This window comes from Gilliamella sp. G0441 (assembly GCF_050589305.1).
Lineage (GTDB): Bacteria > Pseudomonadota > Gammaproteobacteria > Enterobacterales > Orbaceae > Gilliamella.
Window position 1 is genome coordinate 136,222 of sequence record NZ_JBNRJF010000002.1, and the last position, 17,313, is coordinate 153,534.

General features: G+C 34.2%; 18 protein-coding genes and 1 other annotated feature. Of the genes, 11 read left to right on the forward strand and 7 right to left on the reverse strand.

Features of this window, described 5'->3' with window-relative positions:
- Nucleotides 1–2: 2 nt before the first annotated feature.
- The 6 genes from pheT to thrS all read right to left on the reverse strand — a co-directional run bounded on the left by pheT (nt 3) and on the right by thrS (nt 6,755).
- Nucleotides 3–2,390, reverse strand: coding sequence for a phenylalanine--tRNA ligase subunit beta (pheT, locus tag ACKJXD_RS02825; protein ID WP_430875464.1), 2,388 nt, complete (start codon nt 2,388–2,390; stop codon nt 3–5).
- Between the two features lie 16 nt (nt 2,391–2,406).
- Nucleotides 2,407–3,390: a phenylalanine--tRNA ligase subunit alpha gene (gene pheS, locus ACKJXD_RS02830; protein ID WP_220217181.1), complete on the reverse strand. Its 984-nt coding sequence runs from the start codon at nt 3,388–3,390 to the stop codon at nt 2,407–2,409.
- Between the two features lie 27 nt (nt 3,391–3,417).
- Nucleotides 3,418–3,533, reverse strand: a sequence feature (Phe leader region).
- Between the two features lie 61 nt (nt 3,534–3,594).
- Nucleotides 3,595–3,948: a 50S ribosomal protein L20 gene (rplT, locus tag ACKJXD_RS02835; RefSeq protein ID WP_024496189.1), complete on the reverse strand. Its 354-nt coding sequence runs from the start codon at nt 3,946–3,948 to the stop codon at nt 3,595–3,597.
- 32 nt (nt 3,949–3,980) lie between these two features.
- Nucleotides 3,981–4,178, reverse strand: a complete 198-nt coding sequence (gene rpmI, locus ACKJXD_RS02840) for a 50S ribosomal protein L35 (RefSeq protein WP_065557738.1) — start codon at nt 4,176–4,178, stop codon at nt 3,981–3,983.
- An 84-nt stretch (nt 4,179–4,262) separates the two neighbouring features.
- Nucleotides 4,263–4,802, reverse strand: coding sequence for a translation initiation factor IF-3 (gene infC / locus ACKJXD_RS02845; protein WP_065556355.1), 540 nt, complete (start codon nt 4,800–4,802; stop codon nt 4,263–4,265).
- Between the two features lie 27 nt (nt 4,803–4,829).
- Nucleotides 4,830–6,755 carry a threonine--tRNA ligase gene (thrS, locus tag ACKJXD_RS02850; RefSeq protein ID WP_430875465.1) on the reverse strand — a complete coding sequence of 642 codons (1,926 nt, stop codon included), beginning with the start codon at nt 6,753–6,755 and terminating at the stop codon, nt 4,830–4,832.
- 241 nt (nt 6,756–6,996) lie between these two features.
- Between thrS and ACKJXD_RS02855 the strand changes: the two genes are divergently transcribed.
- The gene (locus ACKJXD_RS02855; RefSeq protein WP_220217179.1) at nt 6,997–7,449 is read left to right on the forward strand and encodes a YaiI/YqxD family protein; all 453 of its coding nucleotides are present in this window, start codon (nt 6,997–6,999) and stop codon (nt 7,447–7,449) included.
- A gap of 42 nt (nt 7,450–7,491) precedes the next feature.
- On the opposite strand, the gene recO is transcribed toward ACKJXD_RS02855, so the two are convergent.
- A complete protein-coding gene (gene recO, locus ACKJXD_RS02860) occupies nt 7,492–8,184 on the reverse strand; it encodes a DNA repair protein RecO (RefSeq protein ID WP_220217178.1) in 693 nt (230 codons plus the stop codon).
- A gap of 157 nt (nt 8,185–8,341) precedes the next feature.
- Between recO and ACKJXD_RS02865 the strand changes: the two genes are divergently transcribed.
- The 10 genes from ACKJXD_RS02865 (at nt 8,342) to artM (ending at nt 17,312) form a co-directional block, all read left to right on the forward strand.
- Nucleotides 8,342–9,970, forward strand: coding sequence for a Na+/H+ antiporter (locus ACKJXD_RS02865; protein ID WP_220217177.1), 1,629 nt, complete (start codon nt 8,342–8,344; stop codon nt 9,968–9,970).
- Entirely contained in the window at nt 9,971–10,477 is a 507-nt protein-coding gene (gene ubiT / locus ACKJXD_RS02870) for a ubiquinone anaerobic biosynthesis accessory factor UbiT (protein WP_220217176.1), read from the forward strand.
- A 346-nt stretch (nt 10,478–10,823) separates the two neighbouring features.
- Entirely contained in the window at nt 10,824–12,257 is a 1,434-nt protein-coding gene (gene sbcB, locus ACKJXD_RS02875) for an exodeoxyribonuclease I (RefSeq protein ID WP_430875466.1), read from the forward strand.
- Between the two features lie 80 nt (nt 12,258–12,337).
- The gene (locus tag ACKJXD_RS02880) at nt 12,338–12,793 is read left to right on the forward strand and encodes a CidA/LrgA family protein (RefSeq protein ID WP_430875467.1); all 456 of its coding nucleotides are present in this window, start codon (nt 12,338–12,340) and stop codon (nt 12,791–12,793) included.
- Nucleotides 12,790–13,479, forward strand: coding sequence for a CidB/LrgB family autolysis modulator (locus ACKJXD_RS02885; protein ID WP_220217173.1), 690 nt, complete (start codon nt 12,790–12,792; stop codon nt 13,477–13,479). Before ACKJXD_RS02880 ends, ACKJXD_RS02885 begins: the two co-directional genes overlap by 4 nt.
- 1 nt (nt 13,480) lies before the next feature.
- Nucleotides 13,481–14,128 carry an ElyC/SanA/YdcF family protein gene (locus tag ACKJXD_RS02890; protein WP_294828043.1) on the forward strand — a complete coding sequence of 216 codons (648 nt, stop codon included), beginning with the start codon at nt 13,481–13,483 and terminating at the stop codon, nt 14,126–14,128.
- Between the two features lie 144 nt (nt 14,129–14,272).
- Nucleotides 14,273–15,001, forward strand: coding sequence for an arginine ABC transporter ATP-binding protein ArtP (gene artP / locus ACKJXD_RS02895; RefSeq protein WP_220217171.1), 729 nt, complete (start codon nt 14,273–14,275; stop codon nt 14,999–15,001).
- A gap of 23 nt (nt 15,002–15,024) precedes the next feature.
- Entirely contained in the window at nt 15,025–15,759 is a 735-nt protein-coding gene (locus ACKJXD_RS02900) for a transporter substrate-binding domain-containing protein (RefSeq protein WP_220217170.1), read from the forward strand.
- Between the two features lie 134 nt (nt 15,760–15,893).
- Complete coding sequence (artQ, locus tag ACKJXD_RS02905) at nt 15,894–16,625, forward strand: arginine ABC transporter permease ArtQ (RefSeq protein ID WP_430875547.1); 732 nt, start codon at nt 15,894–15,896, stop codon at nt 16,623–16,625.
- Nucleotides 16,626–16,634: 9 nt separating this feature from the next.
- A complete protein-coding gene (gene artM / locus ACKJXD_RS02910; protein ID WP_430875468.1) occupies nt 16,635–17,312 on the forward strand; it encodes an arginine ABC transporter permease ArtM in 678 nt (225 codons plus the stop codon).
- The last annotated feature ends 1 nt before the right edge of the window (nt 17,313 follow it).

Here is a 17,313-nt window from a genome sequence, read left to right on the forward strand (position 1 = left end):
TATTATTCTCTTAATAGGGCTTTAAAACGAATTTGTAAAGCAGTAACACATCTGCTTACAATGTTTGTTATATCTTCTTCTTCAAGTGTACGTGATTTGTCTTGTAAAATCAAACTGATAGCAAGGCTTTTCTCATCTTCCTTAATGTTATCGCCTTGATAAACATCAAACAGATTAACTTTTATTAGGTGCTCACCACCAGCCCTTTTACACTCAGAAATAATTTCCGCTGCTGGAATTTTATTTGAAACGACAATAGCAATATCTCGCTTGTTTGACGGATACTTTGATATGTCCTGAGCTAAAGGTACTTCTTTATTGCTAATTTTAGCTAAATTTATTTCAAAAACAAGCGTTTTACTATTTAAAGATAATTTTTTTTCAATTTCTGGGTGTAAAACACCAAAATAACCGATAATATCATCATTTATGTAAATTGCTGCACTTTGACCTGGGTGTAACGCAGACAGTTCCGATTTTTCATAACGGACTTTTTCTGCACAACCTAAAATTGCAAGAATTGATTCAATATCTCCCTTCAGATCATAAAAATCAACACTTTTTTTCGGTAATGTCCAATGTTCTTCATACAAATTACCGGTTATAACACCCGATAGCATTTGTTCTTGTCGAACACCAAATTCACAATTTTCATCAGGTATAAATCGCAAACCGGTTTCAAATAATCTAATTCTAGATTGTTGACGATTTTGATTATATAACACTGCATCTAATAAACCTGTCCATAATGATAATCGCATTGCCGACATTTCACTAGAAATAGGATTAGGCAGTTGAATTTGATTAAAATCAGGATGCAAAATTTGTTGAACTTTAGGATCAACAAAACTATAAGTAACAGCTTCTTGATAACCTTTATCAACTAATAAATCTTTTATTCTTCGTAATGAAACTTGACCTTCTGGTTTTGGTTTCATTATTGATTCAATTTTTAAGTTTGCATTTGGGATATTGTTGTATCCATAAATACGTGCAATCTCTTCAACCAGATCTTCTTCTATTTGAAGATCAAAACGCCAACTAGGTGCTTCAACTGACCAAATTTCATCTTTATAATTAACTTTACATCCAAGTCTTTCTAAAATATCCGTGATTTTTTGTGTATCAATTGCATAACCAATTATACTATCAATTTTATTTCGACGAAGTTGTAGGTTAGCTGGTTTTGGTAGTTCAGTTGGACTTATTTTCTCAATAATAGGTCCTACCTCACCACCACAAATATCAATAATAAGTTGTGTTGCTCTTTCCATAGCAATATTTTGTAAAGCAGGATCAACCCCTCTTTCATAACGATGAGAAGCTTCGGTATGTAGACCATATTCCCGAGCTTTTCCTGTAATTGCTAACGGTGCAAAGAAAGCCGATTCAAGAAAAATATCTTTCGTTGATTGAGTAACACCAGATTTTTCGCCACCCATAATACCGGCTAAGGCAAGTATTTTATTATGGTCAGCAATAACTAAAGTTTGATCATTTAATTCAGTTTCATTGCCATTAAGTAAAACAACTTTCTCATTTTTGCGAGCATATCGCACAATAATGCCCTTTTCTATTTCGGCAAGATCAAAAGCATGCATTGGATGGCCAAGCTCTAACAAAACAAAATTTGTTATATCGACAACAGCATCAATAGAACGTATACCGCCTCGACGTAGTTTTTCTTTCATCCAAAGAGGTGTTAATGCGTTTACATTGATATTTTTAATAATACGCCCTAAATAACGAGGCGCAGCTTTAGGCTCATCAATTTGGATGGATAATGTATCTGAGATAGTTGCAGGCACGCTTTCAACTTGGAGTGATTTCATTGGAATATTATTCACTGCTGAAATATCACGAGCAACACCAATAATACCAAAACAATCAGCCCTATTTGGCGTTACACTGATGTCAATTGAAACATCGTTAAGATTTAGATATTCACGAATATCTTGTCCTAAAGGTGCATTATCTGGTAATTCAATTATGCCATTATGATCTTCTGATATACCAAGTTCTGAGTAAGAACAAAGCATCCCTTCTGATGGCTCTCCACGTAACTTAGCAGCTTTAATTTTAAAATCACCGGGTAATATTGCACCAATGGTTGCACAAGCAACGGTTAAACCTTGACGACAATTTGGAGCACCGCAAACAATATCGAGTAGTTCTGGTTTACCAATATCTACTTTGGTGACTCGTAGCTTATCTGCATTTGGATGTTGCTTACATTCAACAACTTTCCCGACTACAACTCCTGAAAAGTTACCAGCCACTTCCTCAACCTCATCAACTTCTAAACCAGCCATGGTTAATTGATCAGCTAACATCTCGCTACTTATTTCTGGATTGATCCATTCACGTAGCCAACTTTCACTAAATTTCATGTTTTGATCTCCAGAATTAATTAAATTGCTTTAAAAAACGTAAGTCATTCTCAAAGAAAGAACGCAAATCTGTGACGCCGTAACGTAACATAGTTAATCTTTCGATTCCCATACCAAAGGCAAAACCACTATATACGTCAGGATCGATACCAACATTTCGTAAGACATTAGGATGTACCATTCCGCAACCTAATACTTCTAACCATTTTCCATTTTTAGCTTTAATATCAACTTCGGCAGAGGGTTCGGTAAACGGAAAATAACCAGGTCTAAAACGAATTTCCATATCATCTTCAAAAAAGCAGTGAAGAAAATCATGTAATAGCCCTTTCAAATGGGTAAAACTAATATTTTTATCAACTAATAGCCCTTCCATCTGATGGAACATTGGTGTATGAGTTTGATCATAATCATTACGGTAAGTTCTGCCCGGTGCAATGATTCGAATTGGTGGTTTTTGATTCTCCATAGTACGAATCTGCACAGTAGACGTTTGGGTACGCAATAAACGTTTAGCATCAAACCAAAATGTATCATGATCTGCTCTAGCAGGATGATGAGCAGGAATATTTAACGCATCAAAATTGTGATAATCATCTTCAATTTCTGGGCCAGTTTCAACGACAAAGCCTAATTCCCCAAAAAACTCAACGAGTCGGTTAATTGTTTTTGTCACTGGATGTAATCCACCCAATTCAAGTGATTTACCAGGTAAAGTGATATCAATCGTTTCATTGGCAAGTTTTGCATCAAGCGCTTGACGTTCTAATAAATTACGCTTTTGATTTAATTTTTCAACGACTTCTTGTTTTGCATCATTGATTTTTTGACCGACGGCTGGGCGCTCTTCCGCTGGAACATCACGTAATGAAGCCATTTGCAATGTAAAATAGCCTTTTTTACCAAAATATTCCACTCGGATCTGTTCGATCGTATTAATGTCATTAGCACTTTCAATAGCGGATTTGGCGTTACTTACCAGTTCAACTAATTGAGACATAAAATTCTCCTGCTTATTGTTCATTACATAAAAAAAGCCTCTTCTGAGGCTTTATAATTATTTTTCGTTTTTGTTTTGCCTCACTAATAGATATTATTAACGAAGCTAAAAAAGAAACGAAAAATAACTAATTTCATTTTATCAATCCTTAAACATTATGATTCAGAATGATAAAAGCCGAGATAACTCGGCTTTTACAAGCTTTTATAGTGCGGCTTTAGCTTTTTCAACTAATGCTGCAAAAGCATTTTTATCAAAAACAGCAATATCAGCAAGGATCTTACGATCAATTTCAATTGAGGCTTTCTTTAATCCATTAATGAAACGGCTGTAAGAAAGACCACATTGACGAGCTGCCGCATTAATACGCACAATCCATAATTGACGGAATTGACGTTTACGTTGACGACGGTCACGATAAGCATATTGTCCAGCTTTGATTACTGCTTGGAAAGCAACACGATATACACGTGAACGAGCTCCATAATACCCTTTTGCTTGTTTTAAAATTTTCTTGTGACGTGCACGAGCAATAACACCACGTTTAACACGAGCCATAAATTATATCCTCTAAATAATTAACCAATAAATTAAGCGTATGGAACACACGCTACAACTAAACCTAAATCACCTTTTGACACAGTCGTCAAACCACGTAAATGACGTTTACGCTTAGTTGATTTTTTAGTTAGGATATGACTCTTGTTAGCTTGCTTATGCTTAAAGCCACCAGAAGCTGTTTTTTTAAAGCGCTTTGCTGCGCCTTTTACCGTTTTAATTTTAGGCATTTTACTAATTCCTACTTCGCATTGTTAATGACAATAAAATAATGGTGTAAATTTCAATAAATTAAAATTTAGCTTGCTAAACCATTATTTTTTCTTCGGCGCAAGCACCATGATCATTTGACGTCCTTCAATCTTAGTTGGATAAGATTCAATAGTCGCCAAATCAGCTAAGTCTTCTTTAATGCGATCAAGCATTTCAGTACCTAACTGCTGGTGAGCCATTTCACGTCCACGGAAACGTAGTGTGACTTTGGCTTTATCGCCATCTTCAAGAAAGCGTATCAGGCTGCGGAGTTTTACCTGATAGTCGCCTTCGTCTGTACCAGGTCGGAATTTAATTTCCTTAACCTGAACAACCTTTTGCTTCTTCTTCTGTTCTTTTGTTGCTTTACTTTTTTCATAGAGGAACTTGCCATAATCCATAATACGACAAACAGGCGGCTCTGCATTTGGGCTAATTTCAACTAAATCTAAAGTTGCTTCCTCAGCTTGCTTTAACGCTTCATCTAAGCTAACAATACCGAGCTGCTCACCATCGACCCCCGTTAACCTCACCTCACGTGCTGTAATTTCATCATTGATCTTATGTGCACGTGTTGACTGAATTCGTTTACTGACTTTAATATCTCATTCCTCCAAAGTAATTTATCATCAATTCAATTGTTCTAATGAACGACTATGAATTTCGTTAAGCAACAATTCTATAACATGTTTCACTTCAAAGCTACCAAGATCTTTACCTTGGCGAGTTCGAACTGAAATTGTACCTGATTCCATCTCTTTGTCTCCACAGACAAACATATAAGGTACTCGTTTTAGAGTATGCTCACGAATTTTAAACCCAATTTTCTCATTTCTCAAGTCTGCTTTTGCTCTAATTCCAACTTTTTGCAGTTGCTCGGTTAATTGTTTTGCATATTCCGCTTGATTATCGGTAATATTAATCACCGCAACTTGTAGTGGAGCAAGCCAAGTTGGAAAGAATCCTGCACAGTTTTCTGTCAAAATTCCCATAAAGCGTTCCATTGAACCTAAAATAGCTCTATGGATCATTACGGGTACATGTCGTTCGTTATCTTCACCGACATAAGTTGCATCAAGACGTTCAGGTAACATGAAGTCAAGCTGAACTGTTCCGCATTGCCATGCACGACCTAAACAATCATGTAAAGTAAATTCGATTTTTGGTCCGTAGAAAGCACCTTCACCCGGTAAATATTCAAATTCTATGCCATTTTCAGTTAAACACGAAGCTAAGTCTTTTTCTGCTAAATCCCATGTTTCATCTTTACCAATTCGTTTTTCCGGACGAGTTGATAATTTTACCGTTATGTCTGTAAAGCCAAAAGTACTATAAGTATCATAAACCATTTTAATACAGCTATTTACTTCACTACGAATTTGACTTTCTGTACAGAAGATATGGGCATCATCTTGGGTAAAACCACGAACACGCATTAAACCATGTAAAGATCCAGAAGGTTCATTACGATGACAACTACCAAATTCAGCCATACGTAATGGTAAATCACGATAAGATTTTAAACCTTGATTAAAAATTTGAACATGTCCCGGACAGTTCATTGGTTTGATACAATATTCACGATTTTCAGAAGAGGTAACAAACATTAATTCTTTATAGTTACCCCAATGCCCTGTCTTTTCCCATAAAACACGATCCATCATAAAAGGCCCTTTCACTTCTTGATAATCGTATTCTTTTAATTTGGTACGAACAAATACTTCAAGCTCACGGAAAATAATCCAACCGTCATTATGCCAAAACACCATTCCTGGCGCTTCTTCTTGCATATGGTAAAGATCAAGCTGCTTACCTATTTTACGATGATCCCGTTTAGCCGCTTCTTCTAAAAATTGCAGATAGCTATCTAATTGTTTTTTATCTGCCCAAGCTGTGCCATAAATGCGTTGTAACATTTTATTATCACTGTTACCACGCCAATAAGCACCAGCAACTTTTTGTAATTTAAAATGATGGCAAAAACGCATATTAGGAACATGAGGACCGCGGCACATGTCAATATACTCTTCATGATGATAAAGTGCTGGAGTAGAATCTTTAGGAATATTTTCATCTAAGATTGCAATTTTATAAGGTTCACGTCGTTCCCAAAAAACCTCTCTTGCTCGTTCCCAACTCACCACTTCTTTTTTTACTTCATAATCTTTTTTGGCCAATTCATGCATACGTTTTTCTAATGCATCAAGATCTTCCTGAGTTAAAGAGTGATCTAAATCGACATCATAATAAAAGCCGTTATCAATTGTTGGCCCAATTGCCATTTGCGTATTTGGCCATAGCTGTTTTATTGCATGACCTAACAAGTGAGCGCAAGAGTGACGTATGATTTCAAGTCCATCTTCATCTTTTGATGTGATAATCGCTAATGTTGAATCTTGCTCAATCAAATCACAAGCGTCTTTACGTTCACCATTGACTCGTCCAGCAATACACGCTTTAGCTAGACCAGCACCTATGCTTTGAGCAACTTCTAAAACAGTAACAGGCTTATCAAATTGACGTTGACTTCCGTCAGGAAGAGTAATAATTGGCATATATAATCCTTATAACAGTGGTGCGCCACACGAAAGCGCACATGCGTACATAAAAAATTGACCGTGTATAATATCATTTATGTGCTTTTTTTCAAATAGACATATGCTATAACTTGTCACTGTTTTATCAATTAATCACGAGAACCAAAAAATTAGTTAACTTAATTAAAAATAAGTTACTTTGCAGAGTGATTAAAGTTTATAACTTTGTATTTATATAAAAATTTGATTGTGAAAAATGATGAAAATATGGATTGATGCTGATGCCTGCCCTAACCCTATTAAAGAAATCCTATATCGGGTAGCGATTCGTAAATCAATTATCACAACTTTAGTTGCAAACCAATGGTTAATTATTCCCGCTTCTCCGTTTATAAAAAGATTACAGGTAGCGAATGGCTTTGATGAAGCTGATAATAAAATAGTTGAATTAGTTGAAAAAAAGGATTTAGTGATCACCTCAGATATTCCATTAGCTGCTGATGTGCTAAATAAAGGCGCTTTTGTACTAACACCACGAGGTGAACCTTTCACATTAGAAACCATAAAAGAGCGACTTGTGATGCGAGACTTTATGGAAACTATGCGGGCTAGTGGTATACAATCTAAAGGCCCATCTCCTTTTTCAACAAAAGATAGAGAAAAATTTGCTAATCAACTAGACATATTAATCAATAGCCTATTAAAAGATTGACAGCTATTTGGGATTAAAAATTAGATTTTTTGAGATAATATTTTAAATCTTTAAAAATAGTTCTCGACTTTTAAATGGCTTTGAACCTACATAAGGTTTTAATGCAATACGAGTAAATCTTTTTGCTGCTCTTAATGTATCCTCATCATTAAATTGTCGATATCCTAATGCTAAAACCTGTTTACCTGTAAAGCTAGTACTGTTTACAAGCAAACTGCTTATGAACCCCTTTTCTATTTGATATTGATAATTCATAGATTCAATGACTTTATCGCCGGTAGCACTACAATGAAAAAAATCGACGTGATAACCCAAATTTTCTAATAAGGCTAATTCAAAAGAACGTAGTACATTTTCAGCAGGAATTTGTTGGGCTAATTGTTGTAAGCTTTTAAGGTAATGATCAAAAAGTGCTGGGATTTCAACTTCAGCAACTAAAACTCGATGTAGAAGTTCGTTTAAATAAAAAGCACTATATAATGAAATAGAAAAAAGCGGAAGTGTTAAGGAAATACCTTCAACTTGACGCAAGGTTTTGATTTCTCCTTGACCTGAATACTGAACAATAATAGGTGTAAAAGGTTGTAATACTCCTTTTAATGAGGATTTTTTTCGCCTTGCACCTTTAGCTAATACCGTTATTTTTCCTGAATATTCGACAAATAAATCGACCAATAAACTACTTTCGCTATAAGTACGAGTATGTAAGACAAATGCTCTTTGCCAATTTTCCATCTAAAACGCCTTTTAAGATACGACAATTAATTTCATTAAAAAGAGAGATTGATCAAAAAAAGATTATTTTTTTTAATTTTCAACTGAAATTAAACTAAATTTCCGATATAATCAATAGATAACTAATGAGATGATTATAGGAAACTAATAGAAAACCATGGAACTTTTTCCAATAATATTACTTATAGTACTAATTGTATCACTTTCTGGGGTCGTTATAAAATTACTACCTTTCCAAATACCGCTACCACTTATGCAAATTTTACTTGGTTGCATGCTTGCGGCTTTTGGTGTGCATGTAAAATTTGATCCTGAATTATTTCTTGTCCTGTTTATACCGCCATTGCTCTTTGCAGATGGACGTAAAACATCAGTAAAAGATTTTATTCACAATGCTAGAGAGATCGTCGGACTTGCTTTAGTTCTAGTCGTTATTTCTATTATTGCATTAGGTTATCTTCTTTATTGGATGTTACCTGATGTTCAATTAGCTGCTGCACTTGCATTAGCTGCTGTTCTTTCACCAACGGATGCTGTTGCTCTAGGAGGAATTGTTGGTAAAGGACGTATAGAAAAAGAAAAAATGGAAATCATCGAAGGCGAAGCTTTAATGAATGATGCCTCTGGCCTTGTATCTTTAAAATTTGCTATTGCTATTGCAACTGGTTTACTTCAATTTAACTTGCTGCAAATCAGTATTTCCTTCTTTGTTGTTGCCATTGGTGGGTTAGCTATTGGGGTATTATTTACTTGGTTATATGCTCGTATTTTACGTTTAATCAATAAATTAACTCACAATGATCCTGCAATACAAATTGTTTTATTATTCTTACTACCATTTGCAGCTTATATTATTGCTGAAGAATGTCATTGCTCTGGTATTTTAGCAGCAGTAAGTGCGGGTATGACAGTTAACCATTCTGGTATGATGCGTAATGCACCGTTAACCACACGTTTACAATCAGATAGTACTTGGTCGATGTTAACCTTTGTCTTCAATGGATTTGTCTTTATTTTGTTAGGTATTCAATTACCAAGTATTTTAGATAATACTTTTATTGAAAACCAAAATGACTCATCTATCGAAGTGTGGCAATTGTGCTTAATTGTCGTATTTGTATTCATCGTACTAATGGGAACTCGATTTGCTTGGTTATGGGCGATGAAGCATATGCCTACAATGCCATTTGGTACTAAACGCCCATTAGCGTTCCGTTCATATACCACTCGTGATCTTTGGATTTCAACTTTTGCTGGTGTGCGTGGAGCGATTACCTTAGCTGGTGTATTATCGATTCCATTAACAATTGGCGGTCGCTATCAGTTGGTGTTTATTGCTGCTGGAATTATTTTAATATCATTGGTTACCGCAGTCATAGTCTTACCTATTTTATTGCGCGGAAGTGTTATTTTAGACAATTCTGAACAAGATAATGAAATTTTAACAGTCAAAGGTCAAATGGCTGAAGAAGCAATTGTAAGCCTTGAAAAAATGCAAAATAATTTACTTCAAGAAACTTCTGATGCGGGATTAGATCAAGAAATAATACAAGAAGTCGGTTCACGTGTTATTGGATCTTTGAGACGTCGAACAGGACTTAAAGATTTAGAACAAAAAGCGCTTGAAGCAGAAAATCTTGAAAGACGTATGCGTCTTGTGGCAATTGGTGCTGAGCGTACAGCTTTACTACAAATGAAAGTTCGTAATGAAGTGAGTGAAGAAACATTTGAGCATTTAAATACTGACCTCGATATTTATGAAAAAATGATATCTGGAGATTCATAAATGATAGCAAACAAACATCAGTTTTTTGGCCATATTCATTCACAGTTTGTTGACAAAGCCCCTCATATATTGGGGCTAACTTTACGTTGTATTCCGTTCAATTTGAAAAAACAAGCAATTGAACAATTATTACAACTACAATTTAAACATTCTTTAGAAGATGGCGATCTCGATTTTTTAGAAAATCGTTGGTTAAAAATTGAAGTTACTGATCTTCAACTTACTTGGTTTGTTAGCTTGATAGATAATAAATTGGTTGTAAGTCGGGAAGAAATTGCTGATGTAAGTTTTATTGGTAATGCAAACGATTTGATAATGATAGCCACTCGGCGACAAGATCCTGATACCCTATTCTTTCAACGCCGATTAATCGTTGAAGGAGATACAGAGTTAGGGCTTTATGTAAAAAATCTGATGGACTCAATAGAACTGGAATCAATGCCTAAATTATTAAGACTTACGCTTGAAAAATTAGCGAATATTATAGAGTCTGCGCCAAAAGATTAGTTTTTGTTTTTAAATATTTTAGGGGAATTTGATTCCCCTTTTTTTATTATATTATGCAATTTTTATTTCTAGAATCTTCATAAATGGATGATTATTACTCCACTGATTGGTTAATACAAAATATCAATTGTTTAGAATCATTATATTCATGCTTTAAGATCAATCTTAACATCATGATTAATTTCATCAAGATAATTATTATGACAAGAAATATATAAGTCTTAAAAATTAGTTTGTTTTAATTCTAAAATAAATAATGTTATTTAATTTCAATTAAATTAAGTAAAATGTTGTTATAGTTTATTTAAATTCACTCATCAAAGATAATCACGAGTAAAACGATAAAATGAAAAATAACACCAAACAACCTACTTTTTACTTTCACGATTATGAAACATTTGGTATTAATCCTGCTTTGGATAGACCTGCTCAATTTGCCGGTGTCCGTACAGATGCTGAACTAAATATTATTGAAGAACCTTTAGTTATATATTGTAAGCTGGCACCTGACTATTTGCCTAATCCTGAAGCAGTTCTCATTACCGGCATCACTCCCCAAGAAGCAAATCAGAAAGGAGTGAATGAAGCTGAATTTACCAAATTAATTCATCAAGCATTCAGTGAGCCAAATACTTGCATTTTAGGTTATAATAATATTCGTTTCGATGATGAAGTTACCCGTAATATCCTTTACCGTAATTTTTATGACCCTTACGCTTACAGTTGGCAAAATGGTAATTCAAGATGGGATCTTTTAGATGTTGTAAGAGCGTGTTATGCTCTTCGGCCTGAAGGCATTCATTGGCCAACTAACGATTCGGGTTTTCCAAGTTTTCGTTTAGAACATTTAACCAAAGCAAATAATATTAAGCATGAACATGCTCATGATGCAATGTCAGATGTGTATGCCACTATCGCCATAGCAAAATTAATTAAAGAAAAACAACCAAAATTATTTAACTATTTTTTTTCATTACGTAATAAAAATAAGGTTGCCGAACTTATTGATATTATCAATATGACCCCACTGGTACATGTCTCTGGTATGTTAGGGAGTTATCGAGGAAATATGTCATTGGTATGCCCTATTGCTTGGCATCCACAACAAAATAATGCCGTCATTGTTTGTGATCTCACTGGCGATATTGATTCTATTATTGATTTGCCAGTAAATATAATACATGAAAAGCTATATACTAAAACAGAAGATCTTGAGCTTGATGAGTCTCGCATTCCATTAAAACTAGTCCATATTAATAAATGCCCTATCCTTGCTCCGATTAAAACTTTACTGCCTGAAAATGCAAATCGATTTGCAATTAATATAGAAGAATGCTTAAACAAACAACAAAAACTATTACAAAATCAAATTCTATTACAAGATAAAATGCGAGACTTATTTAGTTTAAGTCATGATTATCCTATCAGTACGGATGTGGATGCACAAATATACAATGGATTTTTGAACAATCAAGATAAGCTTCATTGTGAAACGGTACAAACAACGCCAGTACAGTTATTAGATAGTTTATCTCTAAAATTTGAAGATCCTCGTTTAAGTACACTTTTTTTTCGATACAAAGCTCGAAATTTTCCACAAATCCTAAAACATCATGAAGAGCTGATCTGGAAAGACTATTGCCGCGATAAACTAAATGCCCATAAGATTCAAGATTACATCTTAACTTTAGAATTACTTGCTGAAACTTATATTCAACAACCTGAAAAATTGGCTTTATTAAAACAGCTTTATCATTACTGTCATTATTTAGTTGGATAATTAAAATTGAGGGGCGTATTATAGACGTCAAACAAACAAGTCTTATACAAACAATCAAACAAGTTATTAAATTTTAGACTATGAAACATTTTTTAGCTAAACATGCCACAATCAAACATCGATTATATTCTTTATACTATACTTTGTTTAGTTATGGTCGAGGATTATTAATTTTAACGCTTAGTCTTTGGGCAGGTAATTTCATCTCTGAAAGATTACCTATCATGATCCCTGGTAGTATTATCGGTCTATTAATTTTGTTTTTCTTATTGGCTTTTCAAATCATCCCCACTTGTTGGATAAAAAACAGTTGTAATTTATTTATGCGCTATATGACGTTACTATTTATTCCTGCTGCAATGGGGATAATGGATAATTACACATTGCTATTAAATAATTGGGTACCCATCATTTTTGGAAGTATTGGTAGTTCATTGTTGGTATTGCTTTTAACAGCTTGGTTAACAGAAAAACTTCATAAAAAAACAACCAAAACTGCCTTGTTATCAGATAGTAATGAGGAACAACCGCTATGATTTGGATGCTACCGTTAACTGTATGTGTATTTCTTATTATTCGAAAACTTGCTTTTAAAATAAAAACTCCGTTATTTAATCCTTTGGTCATTTCGGTAATGGTGCTTGTTCCTATTATGATAATGAGTCAGACCAGTTATTCAGAATATGTTAATAATGTCGATATCATAAATAAATTATTACCTTATTCCGTTGTCGCTTTAGCCTTTCCGCTTTACGAACTCATTCCACAAATTAAAGCTCGTTGGAAGTCAATTATCATTATCACCTTTAGCGCATCAATCGCTTCAATGATAACTGGTGTCAGTATTGTATTTTGGTTAGGTGGAAATACCGAAATAGCTGCGTCGGTTTTACCCAAATCAGTCACTACGGCTATTGCAGTGACGATTGCCAATAACGAAGGAGGTGTGCCTTCAATCGCTGCCCTTTGTGTTATATTAGTAGGCACATTAGGGGGGATTTTTGGTCATCAAATATTAAATATAGCAAAAATAAAATCCGCTTCGGCTAGAGGATTATCAATAGGTGCAGTTTCACATGCAGTCGGTACTGCTCGATGCATTGAAGTTGATTACAATGAAGGTGCTTATAGTTCTTTATCTTTAGTATTATGTGGTATTATGACATCATTAACCGCTCCTTTTATATTTCCAATAATGGTATTTATTTTTGATTGGCTTTAACATGAATTTTAAAAGACTGATTACCTATTTTCTTGCTATTTGCACTGTCATGATAAGTGTAATTATTTGTCTAGATTTATGGATAAGTTATAAAACTAAACCTTATATTTACCATGATGAAAATAAAGTGCCTTACCGAGCTATTGGCGTGGTACTTGGAACGTCAAAATATGTCAGAGGTGGCGGTATTAATGATTTTTATCGTAATCGCATAGATGGAGCAATTTCACTTTATTCTCAAGGAAAGGTAGACTATTTATTACTGAGTGGTGATAATGCTTTACAGAGCTATAATGAACCAATTACCATGCAAAAAGACCTTATAAAAGCTGGTATACCTCGTGAAGCAATTGTATTAGATTTTGCTGGATTTCGAACATTAGATTCTGTCGTTAGAGCAAATAGAGTGTTTGACGCAAATGACTTCACTATTATCACTCAAGAGTTTCATTGCGAAAGAGCTATTTTTATCGCTTTAGCACAAAATATTCAAGCACAATGTTTTGCTGTTCCTGCACCAAATAGCATGAAATTAGTTAGAATTCGTGAGACATTAGCTCGAGTCGGTGCTTTTATTGATTTATATATTTTAAAAAAAGAACCTAAATATTTAGGCCCTGTCATTCCGATTATTTCAAATAATAATTAGTGATATCAATAAATAAAAATCATAAAATTCATGAAGTTTGCTAAAAAATGCCTTTAAGTCATCTTTGTCTAATATTTTAGATTGCATTTTTATGCAAAAAAAAGTAATATTTAGTCAATTTTTTTAATTTAGCCAAAATTTATAATGAATATTGAATTAAGCCATATTAACTGTTTTTATGGTACTCATCATGCATTGAAAGATGTTTCACTTAGCTACCCTCTAGGTGAGACCATTGTATTATTAGGTCAAAGTGGTGCCGGAAAAAGCTCTTTATTAAAAGTATTTAATTTACTTGAAATTCCAACATCAGGTGAAATGACAATAGCTAATTCACATTTTGATTTTTCGAAAAAAATCAGTGATGCCACCATCAGACATTTACGTAAAAATGTGGGTATGGTTTTCCAAAACTACAATTTATGGCCCCATTTAACGGTGCTCGAAAACTTAATTGAAGCACCTTGCCAAGTACTGAATTTATCTAAAAAAGAAGCGACCGATAAAGCAATGTTGATATTGCAACGTTTGCAAATCGATGAAATGGCTCATCGCTATCCCCTGCACCTTTCAGGCGGTCAACAGCAACGAGTAGCTATAGCCAGAGCGCTGATGATGGAACCACAAATTTTGTTGTTTGATGAACCTACAGCTGCATTAGATCCGGCTATTACATCGCAAGTGGCTGAAATTATTAACGAACTTTCACAAACAGGAATAACGCAGATCATTGTAACTCACGAAGTTGATTTTGCTCGTAAAGTCGCTTCACAAGTGATTTATATGGAACACGGTGAAATTATTGAGCAAGGACAACTAGAATGTTTTGCTCATCCTAAAACCGAAGAATTTAAAGCTTATTTATCACATTAATGATTATAAAATTGGGTGGAAATATGAAAAAAACATTATTTGCTATTTTACTTGCCAGCGTTGCAATGACATCTCAAGCATCTGAAAATTTAACTATCGGTACAGAAGCCACTTATGCACCATTCGAATTCACCAATGACAAAAACGAAATTGTCGGATTTGATATTGATGTGATCAACAAAATTTGTGAAGAGATTAACGCTTCTTGTAAAATTGTTAATCAATCTTTTGATGGATTAATTCCTAGTTTAAAAACGCGTCGAATCGATGCGGCAATTGCTGGGATAGACATCACGCCTGAACGTCAAAAGCAAGTTGATTTTACGAACATTTATTATGATGATAGCTCAATTCAATTTATTACATTGAAAGACACTTTAACAGATCTTGAACAACTAAAAGGTAAGCGAATTGGTATCCAAAAAGGAACAACCTATTTAAAATATTTGAATGAAAAATATCCTGACGTTAAACCTGTTAGTTATGATAGCTATCAGTACGCATTTTTAGATTTAAAAGCTAAACGAATCGATGCGATTGTAGCCAGCTCTTTTGTTGCGGGTGATTGGTTAAGTAAGGAAACAGATATTGTTGCTTTAGGTGATAAAATTACCGATCATGATTTTTTTGGAGAAGGTTTAGGCATTGCCTTACGTAAAGGTAATGATCAGTTAAGAGAACAGTTTAATCAAGCTCTTGATAAATTGAAATCAAATGGCGAACTTGATGCCATTTATAAAAAATGGTTTAACAAATAGCAAATACACTATCAAATTTGATACTGTTGTGAACTCGCCGCTTAAAATGCGGCGAATTTATTTTTTAATTTAAATGCGGTTTTTTTATGTCAGATTTTTTAGCAACATATATAATAAACTGGGTAATGTCCTCAATGGACGGCTTTATCGTGCCTTTAACAAAAGCAACATCCATCACATTGTCATTAGCTTTTGTATCAGTGATTGTTGGTATAGTTTTTGCCTTTATTTTCACAATTCTAGAATCCGTTCCATTTAAACCTGTTGCATGGCTAATGTCTTTAATTAGCCTTACGATTCGAGCACTACCTGAATTATTAATTGTCGTTGCAATCTATAATGGTTTACCATTTCTTTTAATGGCACTAGATGATGGATTTGATATGTCTTTGATATTTACCTCAATTCATATCCAAATACATATTGCCAATACTCAGCCCGATCCGTTTTTATGTGGTGTCATTGCATTATCGCTACTTTATGCAGTTTATGCATCCCAAACGCTCAGAGGTGCATTTAAAGCAATACCAAGCGGACAAAAACAGGCCGCTCAAGTGCTTGGTTTAAGTAAATTTAGAACGTTCTTTCGTATTATCATGCCACAAATGTGGCGCCATGCTATACCAGGATTAAGTAATCAATGGTTGATATTATTAAAAGATACCGCTCTAGTCTCAGCCATTGCAATTAATGATCTAATGATGCAAACCAAAACGATTATTGCACGAACCAATCAACCATTTCTATGGTATGCGATCGCAATGGTAATCTATTTGATTATTTCAATCTTAAGTCAAAAAGTGATTGAACGAATTGAAAAACGTGCGACTTATTTTGAACAACCCTCTTCTGCCAAAAGTTTGTAAGGTTACATTATGTCTGATAATTTTGTTTATTATCTTAAAATCATCCTACAAGGTCTTCCTGACACGTTAAGTCTGGGAATTTTAGGTATTTTAACTGCGGGGCTTTTGGCTATCGTTTTTTCATGCTTATTGTCACTTAATCATTTTGTATTAACGAAAGTAATACGTGCCTATATTATTATCTTCACGGGTTCTCCCCTATTAGTTCAGTTATTTTTAATTTATTATGGACCTTCACAGTTTGCTGACTTTTTAAGCCAATTTCCGAGATTATATGATCTCATATCTTCGCCTTGGTTTTGTGCTTATTTAGCTTTAACGCTAAATAGTGCTGCGTATACCACGCAAATTTTTTATGGTGCATTAAAATCAGTTCCACAAGGACAATGGCAAGCTTGTGAGGCTCTTGGTATGAATAAACGACAAACTTTAAAAATTGTCATGCCTTATGCATTAAAACGTGCCTTATCCACCTATTCCAATGAAGTCGTTTTTGTTGTCAAAGGCACCGCCCTAGCCTCGATGATTCCGGTAATGGATATTATGGGGTATAGTAATCAGCTTAATGGTGATTATTACGATTTTTCTATATTTATTGTTGCAGGATTCGTTTACCTCTTGATAAATGGGTTATTAAGCACCATTATGAGGATAATAGAGAAAAAAGCCCTCACATTTGAAAACTAAT